Source organism: Pseudarthrobacter sp. NamB4 (genome assembly GCF_005796185.1).
Taxonomy (GTDB): Bacteria; Actinomycetota; Actinomycetes; order Actinomycetales; family Micrococcaceae; genus Arthrobacter.
Genome location: NZ_VAHM01000003.1, coordinates 26,553 through 40,781 on the forward strand (window position 1 = coordinate 26,553; position 14,229 = coordinate 40,781).

The 14,229-nt window shown below is 64.7% G+C and carries 15 protein-coding genes and 2 tRNA genes; 8 read left to right on the top strand and 9 right to left on the bottom strand.

Features of this window, described 5'->3' with window-relative positions:
- Positions 1-102 precede the first annotated feature (102 nt).
- The 6 genes from tmk to FDW81_RS03135 all read left to right on the top strand — a co-directional run bounded on the left by tmk (position 103) and on the right by FDW81_RS03135 (position 6,113).
- Complete coding sequence (gene tmk, locus FDW81_RS03110) at positions 103-798, top strand: dTMP kinase (protein ID WP_138132670.1); 696 nt, start codon at positions 103-105, stop codon at positions 796-798.
- On the top strand, positions 795-1,937 hold the full coding sequence (locus tag FDW81_RS03115; protein WP_138132672.1) for a DNA polymerase III subunit delta': 1,143 nt from the start codon (positions 795-797) through the stop codon (positions 1,935-1,937). Before tmk ends, FDW81_RS03115 begins: the two co-directional genes overlap by 4 nt.
- Before the next feature lie 17 nt (positions 1,938-1,954).
- The gene (locus tag FDW81_RS03120) at positions 1,955-3,523 is read left to right on the top strand and encodes an alpha/beta hydrolase (protein ID WP_138132674.1); all 1,569 of its coding nucleotides are present in this window, start codon (positions 1,955-1,957) and stop codon (positions 3,521-3,523) included.
- 104 nt (positions 3,524-3,627) lie between these two features.
- A tRNA-Thr gene (locus tag FDW81_RS03125) sits at positions 3,628-3,700 on the top strand.
- 194 nt (positions 3,701-3,894) lie between these two features.
- Complete coding sequence (locus FDW81_RS03130) at positions 3,895-4,920, top strand: DUF808 domain-containing protein (protein ID WP_138132676.1); 1,026 nt, start codon at positions 3,895-3,897, stop codon at positions 4,918-4,920.
- 206 nt (positions 4,921-5,126) lie between these two features.
- Positions 5,127-6,113 (top strand): hypothetical protein, encoded by a 987-nt coding sequence (locus tag FDW81_RS03135; protein WP_138132677.1) that lies wholly within the window; start codon positions 5,127-5,129, stop codon positions 6,111-6,113.
- An 87-nt stretch (positions 6,114-6,200) separates the two neighbouring features.
- On the opposite strand, the gene FDW81_RS03140 is transcribed toward FDW81_RS03135, so the two are convergent.
- Positions 6,201-6,581 carry a hypothetical protein gene (locus FDW81_RS03140; RefSeq protein ID WP_138132679.1) on the bottom strand — a complete coding sequence of 127 codons (381 nt, stop codon included), beginning with the start codon at positions 6,579-6,581 and terminating at the stop codon, positions 6,201-6,203.
- Between the two features lie 157 nt (positions 6,582-6,738).
- On the opposite strand from FDW81_RS03140, the gene FDW81_RS03145 reads away from it, so the two are divergent.
- Positions 6,739-6,924 carry a hypothetical protein gene (locus FDW81_RS03145; RefSeq protein ID WP_138132681.1) on the top strand — a complete coding sequence of 62 codons (186 nt, stop codon included), beginning with the start codon at positions 6,739-6,741 and terminating at the stop codon, positions 6,922-6,924.
- A gap of 112 nt (positions 6,925-7,036) precedes the next feature.
- On the opposite strand, the gene FDW81_RS03150 is transcribed toward FDW81_RS03145, so the two are convergent.
- From FDW81_RS03150 to FDW81_RS03185, 8 genes are all read right to left on the bottom strand, one after another.
- Positions 7,037-7,882, bottom strand: a complete 846-nt coding sequence (locus FDW81_RS03150; RefSeq protein WP_138132683.1) for an aldo/keto reductase — start codon at positions 7,880-7,882, stop codon at positions 7,037-7,039.
- A gap of 89 nt (positions 7,883-7,971) precedes the next feature.
- Positions 7,972-8,421, bottom strand: coding sequence for a hypothetical protein (locus tag FDW81_RS03155; protein ID WP_138132685.1), 450 nt, complete (start codon positions 8,419-8,421; stop codon positions 7,972-7,974).
- A gap of 7 nt (positions 8,422-8,428) precedes the next feature.
- Positions 8,429-9,058, bottom strand: a complete 630-nt coding sequence (locus FDW81_RS03160; protein WP_138132687.1) for a bacterial proteasome activator family protein — start codon at positions 9,056-9,058, stop codon at positions 8,429-8,431.
- A gap of 78 nt (positions 9,059-9,136) precedes the next feature.
- Positions 9,137-9,340, bottom strand: a complete 204-nt coding sequence (locus FDW81_RS03165; protein WP_138132689.1) for a YbdD/YjiX family protein — start codon at positions 9,338-9,340, stop codon at positions 9,137-9,139.
- Positions 9,340-11,640 (bottom strand): carbon starvation CstA family protein, encoded by a 2,301-nt coding sequence (locus FDW81_RS03170; protein WP_138132691.1) that lies wholly within the window; start codon positions 11,638-11,640, stop codon positions 9,340-9,342. Before FDW81_RS03170 ends, FDW81_RS03165 begins: the two co-directional genes overlap by 1 nt.
- 234 nt (positions 11,641-11,874) lie before the next feature.
- Positions 11,875-12,159, bottom strand: coding sequence for a DUF1540 domain-containing protein (locus FDW81_RS03175; protein ID WP_138132693.1), 285 nt, complete (start codon positions 12,157-12,159; stop codon positions 11,875-11,877).
- A 92-nt stretch (positions 12,160-12,251) separates the two neighbouring features.
- Complete coding sequence (locus tag FDW81_RS03180) at positions 12,252-12,785, bottom strand: PadR family transcriptional regulator (RefSeq protein ID WP_138132695.1); 534 nt, start codon at positions 12,783-12,785, stop codon at positions 12,252-12,254.
- 118 nt (positions 12,786-12,903) lie between these two features.
- Positions 12,904-13,887, bottom strand: coding sequence for an NAD(P)H-quinone oxidoreductase (locus FDW81_RS03185; protein WP_138132697.1), 984 nt, complete (start codon positions 13,885-13,887; stop codon positions 12,904-12,906).
- A gap of 107 nt (positions 13,888-13,994) precedes the next feature.
- Between FDW81_RS03185 and FDW81_RS03190 the strand changes: the two genes are divergently transcribed.
- Positions 13,995-14,082, top strand: a tRNA-Ser gene (locus FDW81_RS03190).
- The last annotated feature ends 147 nt before the right edge of the window (positions 14,083-14,229 follow it).

Consider the following 14,229-nt stretch of genomic DNA (forward strand, 5'->3'; position numbering starts at 1 on the left):
GCCTACTGTTCGACCGGATGACCCTCGAAAACCGTTACCGATGCTGTCCACATGGGGCAGACCCGCTCTGCGATTGACGGTGGAGGTCGGTAGGCTTATGCAGTGAGCAAACAAAGGGCCGGTCTTTTCATCGCGTTTGAGGGTGGCGACGGTGCGGGCAAGTCCACCCAGGCTGCGCGGCTCGCCGAAGCCCTTGAAGCACGGGGCCTGACTGTCCTGCGGACGCGCGAGCCGGGCGGAACGCCCATCGGCGAAAAACTGCGCTCCCTGGTCCTCGACCACGGCCACGGCCACATCGACGCCCACACTGAAGCGCTTATTTTTGCCGCATCCCGTGCCGCACATGCAACCCAGGTGATCCGGCCCGCGCTGGACCGCGGCGAGGTCGTCCTGACAGACCGGTACATTGATTCATCAGTTGCCTACCAGGGTGCCGGCCGGGCCCTCGGTCAGGACGCCGTGCGGTCCTTGAACGAGTGGGCTACCTCCGGCCTGCAGCCCCACCTGACGGTCCTGCTGGACGTGGATCCTGCCATGGGACGCCGCCGCCGGACGGCCGGTCACGCGGCGGAGGACCGGCTGGAGTCTGAAGCTGACGAGTTCCACATCCGGATCCGGGATGCATTCCGCGAACTGGCACGCAGGCGTCCCGAGTCGTACCTGGTGCTTCCCGCACATCTTTCCGTCAGCGAACTGTCCGCCCGGATTCTTGAGCGGGTTGAGAGCCTGCTGGCTTCGCAGCAGGACGCGGCGGACGCTTCCGTGAGCCAGGTTCCGGCGATCGGCGGCGGCTTATGACGGTGTGGGATGACCTGCAAGGGCAACCCGCCGTCGTCGAACAGCTGCGGCAGGCCTCGAGCGGGGAAGGGCTGACCCATGCCTGGCTTTTCACCGGTCCGCCCGGTTCGGGGCGTTCCAACGCGGCCAAGGCGTTTGCTGCGGCATTGAACTGCGACCAGGACGATGTCAGCCTCCGTGGCTGCGGGCATTGCGACGCGTGCAGGACCATCCTGGGTGAGACGCACTCGGACGTCACATTCGTCCGGACCGAAAAGGTCACCATCACCATCGACGAAGCCCGGGAGCTGGTGGCCACCGCCGGAAACCGGCCCTCGGCCGCACGGTGGCGCATCATCGTGGTGGAGGACGCTGACCGCATGGCCGAGCGCACCACCAACGTGCTCCTCAAAGCCATCGAAGAGCCGACGCCCCGGACAGTATGGATGCTTTGCGCGCCATCCCCGGCCGACGTCCTGGTAACCATCCGGTCGCGCTGCCGCAGCGTCGCGTTGCGGCTGCCGCCTGCCGCCGACGTTGCCGCCCTGCTGGTTATGCGCGACGGCGTGGAGCCGGCCCTTGCAGAGCGCGCAGCCCGCGCAGCGCAAAGCCACGTGGGAATCGCCCGGCGGCTTGCCCGCGACCCGGCAGCCAGGGAACGCCGGCTGGAGACGGTACGGTTCCCGCTCGGCCTGCGGGGCGTCACGGCGGCCGTGATGATGGCTGACAAGCTCGTGAAGATCGCCACCGCCGAGGCCAACAGTTCCAACGAGGAACGGGACGCTGCGGAAAAGGCAGCACTGCTGGCCACCCTCGGCGCGCCGGAGTCCGGGACGCTTCCCCCGTCCATGCGCAGCCAGGTCAAGCAGCTTGAGGAAGACCAGAAGCGCCGTGCAAAGCGGTCCATCACCGATTCCCTGGACCGGACACTGACGGACCTTCTGTCCTTCTACCGGGATGTGCTGATTATCCAGCTCGGGAATGCCGTGGACCTCGTAAACGTTGAGCTGAGGAGTGAATTGGAGGAGTTCGCCGGCCGCTCCACTCCCGAGTCCACTCTTGCCCGGATGGATGCCATCAACAAAGCCCGTGAACGCATCACCACCACCAACGTTGCACCGCTGTTGACCATTGAGTCCATGGCAGCCAGCCTGATCTAGCCCTTCAAGGAGACCCGATGACTGCCCGCCCCCTGCCCGCACGCCCGAGAACTGCGGCAATCGGTCTCCGAGCCTTCGGGGCCATGGTTCTGGCCATGGTTCTGGGCTCCTGCAGCCTCCTGAACGGTGGCAACGACCGCAACCAGGAGGCGGCCACAGCCAAGGCTGACCCATCGATCGTCGCGGCTGCACCCGACGGACTTGAGGAGTTCTACTCGCAGGAAGTGGTCTGGGAGCCCTGTGAGAACGAGTTCCAGTGCGCCAAGATAACAGTGCCCATGGACTATGACAACCCCGGGGGTGAGACCATCCAGATTGCCGCGCTGAGGGCTTCAAGCACGGGCAAGAAGAACGGCAGCCTGCTGGTGAACCCGGGCGGTCCGGGCGCCTCCGGCTACGACTTCGTCAAGGATGCGGCCGGAACACATCTTTCCCAGGCCGTGCGTGAGGCCTATGACGTGGTGGGCTTCGACCCCCGGGGCGTCAAACGCTCCGCACCGGTCACCTGCCTGACAGACGCGGAACGTGATGCAGCCCGGGCCAAGACCTACAACCTCGAAACGGACGCGGGCCTGGCCACCGCCCTGGCGGACAACAAGGCCATCGCTGCGCAGTGCGCGGAGCAGACAGGGTCCGTGCTGGCACACATCGATACCGAGAGCTCCGCGAAGGACCTGGATATCCTTCGCGCCGTCGTAAACGACGCAAAGCTGAACTATCTAGGCTACTCCTACGGCACGTTCCTGGGCTCCACCTACGCTTCGCTGTTCCCGGAGAATGTGGGGCGGATGGTGCTGGACGGGGCCCTCGACCCCTCCATCAGCAACGAAGAGCTGACCAGCGGCCAGGCCCGGGCCTTCGAAAAAGCCCTCCGCGCCTACGTCGCCAGCTGCCAGGGCCAGGACGGGTGCCCGCTCAGCGGTGACGTGGATTCCGGGATGCAGCAGATCCGCGACCTGATTGCCGCCGTCCAGCAGACCCCGCGCACGGCGAAGGACGGGCGGGTGGTCAACGCCACCATGTTCGTGAGCGGACTCATCACTCCGCTATACAACGACCAGAGCTGGCCCGCACTGACGCAGGCCCTTGAAGCGGCGATGACAGGGGACGTGAGCCTCGTGCTGCGGCTGGCGGACCTGGGCGCCGACCGCTCGTCGAACGGGACGTACACGTCCAATTCGACGTTCGCCTTCAACGCCATCAACTGCCTCGATTACCCCATGGAGTCCGAGACTGCAGCAATGCGCGCCGAACAGCAGCGCCTGATGCAGGATTCCCCCACGTTCGGCTATTTCTTTGCCTACGGCGGGACCAACTGCCTCGACTGGCCCTACGAAAGCGTGCGCACACCTGCCCCCGTCGAGTACGACGGCGAGTCCCCCATTGTGGTGATTGGCACCACCGGCGATCCGGCGACGCCTGTGGAGTGGGCGTCCTCCCTTCGCAAGCAGTTGAGCAATGCGGTCCTCATGACGTGGGAAGGCGAAGGCCACACCGCCTACGGCAGGTCCAACAGCTGCATTGAGGATGCCGTTGACGCCTACCTGGTGAGCGGCCAGGTTCCGGCCGACGATACGGTGTGCTGAACGCCTCAGCCCTTGGCCCGCACGCCATTTTGACCCGGGCGCGGGGACTCTATTACAGTTGACTCTTGCATGAAGCGCCCGGTTCTGCCGGAGATTCATGCGGTGCTTCCTTAGCTCAGTCGGTAGAGCGTTTCACTCGTAATGAAAAGGTCATCAGTTCGATTCTGATAGGAAGCTCGGGATAAACCCCTAGAACTCAAGGGTTCTAGGGGTTTTTCGCTGGTTAACCCCGCGCATGTCACGCCCGGCTTGCCCTCCGCCGCCGCGTCCTGCGGGAGCGCGGCTCGTATAATCGTGAGCATGCCGATTACGCGCCTCAAGCGAGGACTCCCCGCCCACAAGTCCGTCGCCGAGCAGTGCGGGAGCGAGCTGTGAGCGGCGGTCTCGTTGCCCTGCTGGACGACGTCGCAGCCCTGGCCCGCATTGCAGCCGCCTCGGTGGACGATGTCGCCGCCGGTGCCGCGAAGGCAGGGGCAAAGGCCGCCGGCGTTGTAATCGACGACGCCGCGGTGACCCCGCAGTACGTGTCCGGAGCGGACCCGTCCCGTGAACTGCCGATGATCAAGCGGATTTTCTGGGGCTCGCTCCGGAACAAGCTGCTGATCATCCTCCCGGCTCTGCTGCTCATCACCGCCTTCGTCCCGGGGGCCATCCCGTTCATCCTGATGCTAGGGGGCACCTACCTCTGCTACGAGGGTGCCGAGAAGGTCTGGCACAAGCTCCGCGGCCACCACACCGCGGACGAGGATGCACCGGCGGTCGAACGCGGCCCGAACGCTGAGGCCAAGGTCATTAAGGGCGCCATCACCACTGACTTCATCCTCTCGTGCGAGATCATGGTGATCTCGATGAACGAGGTGGCTGCTGAGTCGCTGTGGGCCCGGGCGCTCATCCTGGTCGTCGTGGCTCTCGTGATCACGGTGCTGGTCTACGGAGCGGTCGCGCTCATCGTCAAGATGGACGACGTAGGGATGCACCTGGCCGCCAAGGACTCCCCCAGGTCCCAGCGCGTCGGCGAGACGCTCGTCAAGGGAATGCCGGCGGTGCTCGGAGCAATAACCCTCGTCGGCACAGTAGCCATGCTGTGGGTCGGCGGCCACATCATGCTGCAGGGAGCCTACGACCTCGGCTGGCACGGACCATATGACCTCGTCCATGCCCTTGAGGCTCCTGTCGCCGGTATCCCGGTGTTGGGCGGCATCCTGGCCTGGCTCGTGAACACGCTGTGCTCCGCTGTCATCGGGCTCGTGTGGGGCCTGCTCATCCTGTCTGTTGTAGGCCCGTTGCTCAAGGTGCTGCCGTTCGGCAAGAGGAAGAGCGGGCACGAAGAGGGTGACGTCCGCGCCGCCGTCGCCGGGCATGAACCGGCAAAACGGGACACTGATTCCACCTCATAGCTCCCGTCCGCCGGGCTGGTGCTGTCGCCGGGACGGACCCCGGGCATATGGATGCTGGGCCAAAACGTTACCCCCGGCGCACGTCATGGTTTTGTCATGCACCGGTGCTAGGGTCCGAGGCATGGACGAATGTTCGCCGTCACCGGAACGGCGGCCCGCCGCCCGTTCACCGGATCCTGTCGGAACACCCGCCTAAGATGGCGAACATGGATCAGCAAGCCCTGGCACACATCGCGAACGGGCTTTACGCCGCGTCCCTTGAAGAATTCATAGCGGCAAGGACCGCTGCAGCAAAGGAAGCTGCGGGGCAGGACAGAGAGCTGGCCGCTGCCGTCAAGGGGCTGCCCAAGCCATCGGTGGCCGCGTGGGCAGTGAACATGCTCGCCCTGCATCAGCCGGACGTCCTCGGCGGGCTCGCGGACCTCGGATCCCGAATGCGCGACGCGCAAGCCGCACTCGATGCCGCGGCCCTCCGGGAGCTGGGACGTGAGCGGCGCACCCAGCTTTCAGCCGCCGTCGACACGGCCCGGTCCGTCGTTGAGGAACGCGGCAGGACCATGAGCGAGGCCATGGCCGCAGACGTGGAGGAAACCCTCAAGGCGCTCACAGCGGATGAAGGGGCGGCTGCTGCAGTCCGGAGCGGACGCCTCCTGAAAACCCTCTCAGCGGACGGCGTCAGCGCAGCGGACCTGGAGGGGGCAGTGGCCGTTCCCGGCGCACTGCCAACACACACGGCTCCGCCCCGCCTGGTCCCTCCGCCCGCGAAGGCGCGGGCATCAGCGCCGGACAAGAAGCAGGGTACGACGACGGAGCGCACCTCCCCGCCCGCGGCAACGAAGCCCCGGCTTGAGGCTGTCCGGCAAACTCCGCGGCCAGCGTCACCGCCGGCGCTCGAAAGGGCAAGAGCCGCCTTGGCTGAAGCTCAAGAGGCAGAGGCTGAGGCGGCACGCACGGCCCAGGAGCTGCAGGATAAGGCGGACGAGACGCGCACGGAAGTGGCGGAACTCCTCCAGGAAACGGTTGACCTGCGGGCCCGACTCAAGGCCGCAGAACAGCAGCTGGACCGGTCGCGGAAATCGCTGGCTGCCGTGGAGGCGGAAGCAAAACAGTCCGTGCGCGCGGCGGAGAAGGCCAGGCGGACTGCAGTGCTGGCGGAGGAACGGGTCCTCCGCCTGCGCGACCGTGAGACGTAGGCCCTGCGAAGTACTTCCGCTGGTGAGGGAGCGGTAACCATCACTTTGCGCAACACCGGAGTCAGGACGTCCTCCGACAGCCGCAGCCTAGTCCTCTTCGGCCTCCGTGAGCTTCCTCGTGCGGTTAAGAGACCGGCGGATACCGATTATCCTGACGGCAACTCCTGTCAGGACCAGGCCGATTCCCAATGCCATGAGGATCCAGACAGGGACTGAAGCGGCATCGATGCTGCGGTAGCACTCCGCCGCCAGCCCTGTGGTCCGCTGCTGCAAGTCTGAGATTTCAGCAGCCCGACTTTGCGGGAGCAGCGGGCTGCCGCAAAGCGGCCCCACTGTCTTCAAACCGATAACGATGCTGAGGATCTGCACGGCGAATCCAACAGCGACCGTTAGGATCCACCCGCGCCGCTGAGCAAGTTCCTGGTTGATGGCCTTGGTCGGATCACCGGGAAAAATTCGAACCGCCATATTCCGAGCATAGTGGGATTCGGCCCGGCACGCGGAGGAAGGGTGATTCTGCTGCTTGTCTCTGACAACGGCCGGTTTTTCCAACTGGGTCTACGTCTCACAGCAACACGCTGGCGTGATTCCAAGAAATGTCCGACCCCGGTTGCAGACTGGATTCATGGAAAACCAACTGGTTCAGGAATTTCACGTCACGTACTTCGACGCCGACTGCGGCCGTGCCCGGGCCGAGATCTTCGACACCCTGGTGGAAGCAGAACGCTTCGCCAGCCGGCACTGTGCCCATGAAGATAACTGGGCTGTGATTGACGCGGTGGCGGTAGAACAGATCCGCACTGCTGCCTGACGTCTTCGCAAACTGCCGGGGTGGCTAAGGCCCTTAAAGCAGGCCGCCCTGCCTGTAGGCGCAGGCAGGGCGGGCAGCAGGCTGACGCTCAGAATGGAGCGGCCTTCACCGGCTAGGCGAAGTCGGAGACTGCGGGGTCCGCCCCGATGCGCCCTTCGCCGCTGGCGGTCCGGTCCAGTGCGTTGATGGCGTCGACGTCCTCATCTTCCAGGGTGACGTCCAGGGCCGCGAAGTTCTCGCGGATCCGGGACTCGGTGACGGACTTGGGGATGACCACGTTGCCGATGGCGAGGTGCCAGGCGATGACCACCTGCGCGGGGGTCGCCTGGTGTTTGGCGGCAATACGTGCCACGGTTTCATCCTCCAGAAGCTCCCCGCCCTGACCCAGCGGCGACCAGGCCTGAGTCAGGATGCCCTTCGACGCACCAAAGTCGCGCAGCTCGCGCTGGCTGAAGTAAGGGTGCAGCTCGATTTGGTGGATCGCGGGAACCACACCGGTTTCATCAATGAGGCGCTGCAGGCCTTCCACAGTGAAGTTGGAAACACCAATAGATTTCACCCGGCCGCGCTTCTGCAGCTCGATGAGGGCCTTCCAGGTATCGACGTACTTGTCCTGCTTCGGCTGCATCCAGTGGATCAGGTAGAGGTCCAGCGTTTCCAGCCCAAGCCGGTCCATCGATTCCTCGAAGGCGGACAGCGTGGAGTCGTAGCCCTGGTCAGAGTTCCAGAGCTTGGTGGTAATGAAAATCTGTTCCGGTGAGAGGCCGGAACTGGCAATGGCGCGGCCCACGCCTGCTTCGTTGCCGTAGATCTTCGCGGTGTCAATGTGACGGAAGCCCGCTTCAAAGGCCTGGCGGACTACCTTCTCCGCTACATCGTCCTCGACCTGCCACACGCCGTAGCCAAGCTGGGGGATCGTGTTTCCGTCGTTGAAAGTCAGGGTAGGTGAAAGAGTCATTCCATCATCCTGCCAAACCCAACACCAGTTACAGCCTGTTTTGGGCCTGACTAAGCCACGCGCTTAACTGGGAATTTCCGGAAGGGCAGCTAGGAAGCTTCCTCATGGAGGCGCCGCTCGGCCTCGGCCACCTGCTGGAAAACCGCCTCCGCACGGCGCCTGACCGATGCCGCCCCCACCGGCACAGGACCTACGGCAAGCCGCAACATGGCAGCAGCTTCAGCCGTAGTGGCGAGCGAGTTTCCGGCTTTGGACAGTGCGCGGTGCACGGCGGACAGTGCAACCGGGATGTCCAGGCCCTCGCTGGGCGAGCGACGCTGCGCTTCCACGCAAACGGCCCTCACCCGTTCGAGAAGGACGGCAAGGTCGTTGGCGATCTCCACCAGTTCGTCATACAGCTGGTCGTCTTCTACGCCTTCCAGCACTTGGTGGAACCGGTCCAGTCCCCGGTGGAAGCGGTCATGGGCGCGGCGCCACAGCCCCTTTCCCATTTCCGCGTCATCCTTGCGCCCCTGCCTGGCGGCGCTGAAAAAGCCCAAGCGCACCCTACAAGTACTGCCCAGGACCATGGTCGTGATCATCACGCCGGCCCTGCTGTGCTGGAGCACCGGGGCGGGGGCCGGCGGCGGCACGCTGCGGCTCACCGTTCTCCCCCATGACCACACCTGGCGCAATCATGGTGCCGGGCGGCAGCTGGCGGAGCTGCAGCTGTGCAGCGGCATGCTCACGGGCTGCGTGCTGGGCCGCGATGGCTGTCTGGATGCCGTGGAAAAGGCCCTCGAGCCAGCCCACCAGCTGCGCCTGCGCGATGCGGAGCTCCGCATCGGACGGTGTGGCCTCGTCGGAAAAGGGAAGGCTGATCCGGGCCAGTTCCTCGACCAGTTCGGGAGCGAGCCCGTCTTCGAGCTCCTTGATGGAACGCTCGTGGATTTCGGCAAGCCGTTCCCGGGCCGCGTCATCCAGTGGGGCGGACTTCACTTCCTCAAGGAGCTGCCGGATCATGGTGCCGATCCGCATCACCTTGGCTGGCTCGTCCACCAGGTCCTGGAGGTGGCTGCCCTTCTTGGCACCATTCTGCTGGGCCGGCTGCGCCGGAATGGACGCCTGGCGGTCGTCGACGGGGGTACCTTCCACGGGGAGGTCCTCAGATGCCTGGGTGTCTTTCGGATCGCTCATGGGTTCATACTCTCATGAGCGATCCGTCGAGGGTCCACCCAGGAACCCAGCGGACACGCTTGTACGCTGCGGGCTCAATCAGCAGCACCGGCCCTGCGGGTTGCTGTCCTGCCGGTCACTCCGGTCGCGCCAGAACTCCCGCTCACTGAGCGGCGGATCCTGGTGCCCGGCCAGGCGGTGGTGCTCCAGGTACTTGGCGTAGGCGTCCGCGCCCATGACGCCGCCCAGGTACCGCGCGAAGCCTTTGAACCCGCTGGACACCGCTGCAAGTCCGGCGCTCATCAGTGGTGCCCTGCCCGCTCGAACCGGAGCTCAGCCGGGACCTTCTCCCATTCCGCCAGGAGCTGGCGCTCGGCGGGAGTCGGAATCAGTCCGGCAGGGGCGAAGACCCGTGACGGCCGGGCCGGATCCTCGTTGTCCTGCACTTCGATGCCGGCCACCCTGTTACGGAACGCCTTGACCGTGGCGAGCACCGCCGTCGCGATCACAATAATGCTCAGGACCACGAAGATGACGGACAGCCAGCCCTGGATGGCGGTGTTGCGGACTACTGCCTCCATGGCGGTGACCGTCTTTGCGGAGCCGAACTCGGTCTTGCCCTCTGCCAGAGCCTTGCTGAAGGCCGCGTTGTTGGCGAAGTAACCCACCGCCGGGGTGGGCGAGAAGATCTTCTGGTAGCTCGCAGTGATGGTGACCACGGCGGCGAACGTCAGCGGCAGTGCCACAATCCACAGGTACTTGAACGTGCCGCGCTTGGCCACGATGGCCAGGCAGACGGAGAGGGCAATGGCCGCGAGCAGCTGGTTGGCGATGCCGAACAACGGGAACAGGGTGTTGATACCGCCCAGCGGATCGGTGACGCCCATCAGCAGCACGGCGCCCCAAGCCCCGACCATGATCGCGGTGCAGAGCCAGGCTCCCGGCCGCCAGGAGTGCTCCTTGAACTTGGGGATGAAGTTGCCGATGGAGTCCTGCAGCATGAACCGGGCAACGCGGGTGCCGGCGTCCACTGCCGTGAGGATGAAAAGGGCTTCGAACATGATGGCGAAGTGGTACCAGAACGCCATCATGGCGGTGCCGCCGATGAACTGCTGCATGATGTGGGCCAGGCCCAGGGCAAGCGTGGGTGCGCCGCCGGTGCGGGAGACGATGCTTTCCTCGCCAACGTTGGCTGCTGTCTGGGACAGCAGGTCCGGGCTGATGTTCACCCCGGTCAGGCCCAGGCTGTTCACCCAGGTGGCCGCGGTTTCCACCGTTCCACCGGTCAGCGCTGCGGGCGAGTTCATGGCGAAGTAGAGGCCGCGGTCGATGGAGATTGCAGCAACCAAAGCCATGATGGCCACAAAGGACTCCATCAGCATTCCGCCGTAGCCGATGAAACGGGTCTGGCGTTCCTTCTCCACCAGCTTCGGTGTGGTACCTGACGAGATCAGGGCATGGAAGCCGGACAGGGCGCCGCAGGCGATGGTGACGAACAGGAACGGGAACAGGGCACCCGGGAAGACGGGACCGTTCTCCCTGCTGGCGAACTCGCTGAAGGCCGGGACATTGATCTCGGGGCGGACCGCAATGATGGCCACCGCGAGCATCACGATCACACCGATCTTCATGAAGGTGGACAGGTAGTCTCGGGGTGCCAGCAGCAGCCACACGGGCAGGATGGCTGCGATGAAGCCGTAGATGATGATGCCCCAGGCGATGGTTACCCTGTCCAGGGTGAAGATGTCCGCACCCCAGGAGGTTTCGGCCACGATGCCGCCGCCGATGATGGCCGCCATCAGCAGCACGAAGCCGATTAGCGAAACTTCCAGGACTTTGCCGGGCCGCAGGTAGCGGAGGTAGACGCCCATAAACAGGGCGATAGGGATGGTCATCCCAACGGAGAAGACGCCCCACGGGCTCTCACCCAGGGCGTTGACGACGACGAGCGCGAGGATGGCGACGATGATCACCATGATCAGCAGGGTGGCGATGAGGGCAGCGGTGCCGCCGACGACGCCGAGCTCTTCGCGGGCCATCTGGCCCAGGGAACGCCCGCCCCGCCGCATCGAGAAGAACATCACCAGGTAGTCCTGCACGGCACCAGCGAGGACGACGCCAATAATGATCCAGATCGTGCCGGGCAGGTAACCCATCTGCGCGGCGAGCACCGGACCCACCAGGGGGCCGGCGCCAGCGATGGCGGCGAAGTGATGGCCGAACAGGACGTTCCGGTCCGTCCGGACGTAGTCCTTGCCGTCGGCCTTGTACTCCGCTGGGGTGGCGCGGCGGTCATCGGGTTTGGTGATGTACCGTTCGATCACCTTGGAGTAGAAGCGGTAGCCAATCAGGTAAGTGCAGACGGAGGCGAACACGAACCAGATGGCGTTCACGGTCTCACCGCGGATGATCGCGAGCATGAACCAGGCCACGCCGCCCAGCAGCGCGATTGCTGCCCAGAGCGCGATCTTTCCCGGCGTCCACTTCTTCTCTTCAGTCTCCCGGACTCCCTCGTCCACGGCTGCAGGAGGAAGGGCCGGATCCGTGGCCACGGCACCCTCCCTCCGGGATGAACCATTCCGATGATCAGGCGTTCCGGCCATGTCTCCTCCTTGAGATGAGTGCAAATCCCCTTGCTAAGCAAGCTTACCTATCCGGACTCCCATTCCAGAGGGGTTTTGGCTGGTGGAACCGGGACGTGCGGTGAACGGAGGGGTCGCGGCGACGAATGACGTGTGCGCCGCCGGGGCGGAACTGCCCGGAGACAGAGAAGGCCTCCGTCCGGGGTCCGGTCGGAGGCCTGTGCTCTTGGGAAAGGAAGGGTATGCCGCTGCTTTTTATGCGTGTGAGTAGGTAAGGCAGTCGGCGTTGTCTGCGCCTGGGCCGACATGCACCTCGGGCGCCTTGCACATCAGGTGGTCGTTGTGGACGCATTCGGAACGCTGGCAGGCCCCGACGTCGGCCAGCACCTTGGGCAGCCCGCCATGGATGCCGGTCTCGATGAACGTGGCGCAGTGTGCGTGGTTTTCGGCGCCGCCCACAGTGATGGCGGCAGCGTTGCAGTTCGTGTGGTCGTTAAAGGAGCAGCTGGTTACGCTGCAGTCGGCGACGTGCGATGTCATGTGCTTCCTCCGGGAGTTCCGCCGCCCGGGCGGACGGCTTTGAACCCACGGTAGGCCTGATGGGGGCAATCAAAAAGACCCAATTGTGTTGCCTATTTCCCCTGCGCCTGCTGGACCATCCTGGCCTCACAGAGATCCAGCCACCGGACCTCCGCTTCCGTCTGGAAAATCAGCGAATCAAGGACCAGCAGCCATGCTGTGTCTGCGGACCTCTGGCCGGCGGTGGCATCCCGGCGGGCCCTGGTGTACTCCTGCAGGGCCCGGAGTGACGCCCCGCGTTGGGCCTGGATGATCTCCTGTACGTCCACCCCTGGAAGCGTGACGGCGAGCGCCAGCTTAATGGCGAGTTCGTTCCGGGGCGGACTGCTCCGTTCCACCGGCACCGTGAACCAGTTCCCCACCTCGGCCCGGCCCGCTTCGGTGATGCTGTAGACCACGTGGCCGCCGCCGTCGTCACCCTCTTTCCTGACCAGCGCGTCACGTTCGAGCCGGTCGAGGGTTGTATATACCTGACCTATGTTCAGCGGCCAAGTGGCCCCGGTGCGGTTCTCGAACTCGACCCGCAGCTGGTAGCCGTAGCGCGGCTGGTCCTGAAGCAGGGCGAGGAGGCTGTGGCGAATGGACATGGCGCTCCTTGCACTGACGGCCCGGCACAGCCCCCATGGCGAATGCATACCGCGTATGCCCGACCCTAACCCAGAGCAACAGACAGGGGCAATACCAGGCATCCCCGCCCGTCGAACGTCACATAAGGAGCAGGATCTTGCCCACGTGCTCGCCGGTGTCGAAATACCGGTGGGCGGCCCGAACCTGGTCCAGCGGGAAGGTCTTGGCTACAAGCGGCCGGATCCTTCCGTCGCTGACCAGCGGCCATACGGCCTCGCGGACAGCGTTCATGATGGCACCCTTTTCCGCCACCGGCCTCGGGCGCAAGGCAGTGGCCACCACGGCGGCGCGCTTCTTCAGCAGCTGTCCCAGATCAAGCTCGCCCTTGGTGCCACCCTGCAGGCCGATCACCACCAGCCGGCCATAGTCAGCCAGGGCGTCCACATTCTGTACGAGGTACTTGGCGCCTACGACGTCGAGGATCACGTCCGCCCCTTTGCCTCCGTTTTGCCGGCGGAGGCTCTCAGGGAAGTCTTCCTCCATATAGTTGATGGCGATGTCCGCACCCAGGAAGGCTTTTGCCGTGCTCACCTTTTCATCGGACCCGGCCGTGGCGGCTACCTTGGCACCCAACGCCTTGGCCAGCTGGATGGCCATGGTGCCGATTCCGCCTGTTGCCCCATGGATCAGGACGGTCTCCCCCGCCTGCAGCTGTGCCGTCATCACCAGGTTGGAGTAGACAGTGGCCGCCACCTCCGGGAGGGCGGCGGCGGTCACCAGGTCAACACCCTCCGGCACCCGCAGGACCTGCTCAGCCGGAACCGCAACCTTCTGCGCGTATCCGCCCCCGGCCAGCAGCGCCACCACTTTGTCGCCCAGCGAGAAGGCCTTGGTGACGCCCGGCCCGAAGCCTGAAATCCGGCCTGATACTTCAAGGCCGGGGATCTCCGGTGCGCCCGGCGGGGGCGGGTAAAAGCCCATGCGCTGTTGCACATCCGCACGGTTCAGGCCGGCTGCGACGACGTCGATCAGGACCTCGCCGGGACCGGGTACCGGCGTCTCCACCTCGCGGACCTCCAACACTTCCGGGCCGCCTGGCTCCGAAATGTAGACGGCTTTCATGCAACACTCCCGTTTCTGACTGAATACTGCGTGCAACCAGTGTGCACCGGACACCTGCCGGCCTCTGTTTTGTTGCAGGCAAGTGCCTATGAAACACTACTGGGTGAGGAAGGTTGTCCGAGCGGCCGAAGGAGCTAGTCTTGAAAACTAGTGTGCGGTGACCCCGTACCAAGAGTTCGAATCTCTTACCTTCCGCGAACAGGACCCCTGTGAGCCAGCATGCTGGCTCACAGGGGTCCTTCGTTTACCGGGCCGGCCCACACGGGTCTGCAAATAGATTCCTTTAAAAAATTCCCGGCCCGCCCCTTCTCCACAAGCTACCGGCCGGTATTCTTTGTGATG

Excerpts from the sequence above, each read along its gene's own strand:
- FDW81_RS03170 (WP_138132691.1), bottom strand. The coding sequence starts at position 11,640 with ATGGCCGGAACGCCTGATCATCGGAATGGTTCATCCCGGAGGGAGGGT.
- FDW81_RS03180 (WP_138132695.1), bottom strand. The coding sequence starts at position 12,785 with ATGTCCATTCGCCACAGCCTCCTCGCCCTGCTTCAGGACCAGCCGCGC.
- FDW81_RS03185 (WP_138132697.1), bottom strand. The coding sequence starts at position 13,887 with ATGAAAGCCGTCTACATTTCGGAGCCAGGCGGCCCGGAAGTGTTGGAG.
- FDW81_RS03135 (WP_138132677.1), top strand. The coding sequence starts at position 5,127 with ATGGATCAGCAAGCCCTGGCACACATCGCGAACGGGCTTTACGCCGCG.
- FDW81_RS03160 (WP_138132687.1), bottom strand. The coding sequence starts at position 9,058 with ATGAGCGATCCGAAAGACACCCAGGCATCTGAGGACCTCCCCGTGGAA.
- FDW81_RS03165 (WP_138132689.1), bottom strand. The coding sequence starts at position 9,340 with ATGAGCGCCGGACTTGCAGCGGTGTCCAGCGGGTTCAAAGGCTTCGCG.
- FDW81_RS03120 (WP_138132674.1), top strand. The coding sequence starts at position 1,955 with ATGACTGCCCGCCCCCTGCCCGCACGCCCGAGAACTGCGGCAATCGGT.
- FDW81_RS03140 (WP_138132679.1), bottom strand. The coding sequence starts at position 6,581 with ATGGCGGTTCGAATTTTTCCCGGTGATCCGACCAAGGCCATCAACCAG.
- FDW81_RS03150 (WP_138132683.1), bottom strand. The coding sequence starts at position 7,882 with ATGACTCTTTCACCTACCCTGACTTTCAACGACGGAAACACGATCCCC.
- FDW81_RS03115 (WP_138132672.1), top strand. The coding sequence starts at position 795 with ATGACGGTGTGGGATGACCTGCAAGGGCAACCCGCCGTCGTCGAACAG.
- FDW81_RS03175 (WP_138132693.1), bottom strand. The coding sequence starts at position 12,159 with ATGACATCGCACGTCGCCGACTGCAGCGTAACCAGCTGCTCCTTTAAC.
- FDW81_RS03145 (WP_138132681.1), top strand. The coding sequence starts at position 6,739 with ATGGAAAACCAACTGGTTCAGGAATTTCACGTCACGTACTTCGACGCC.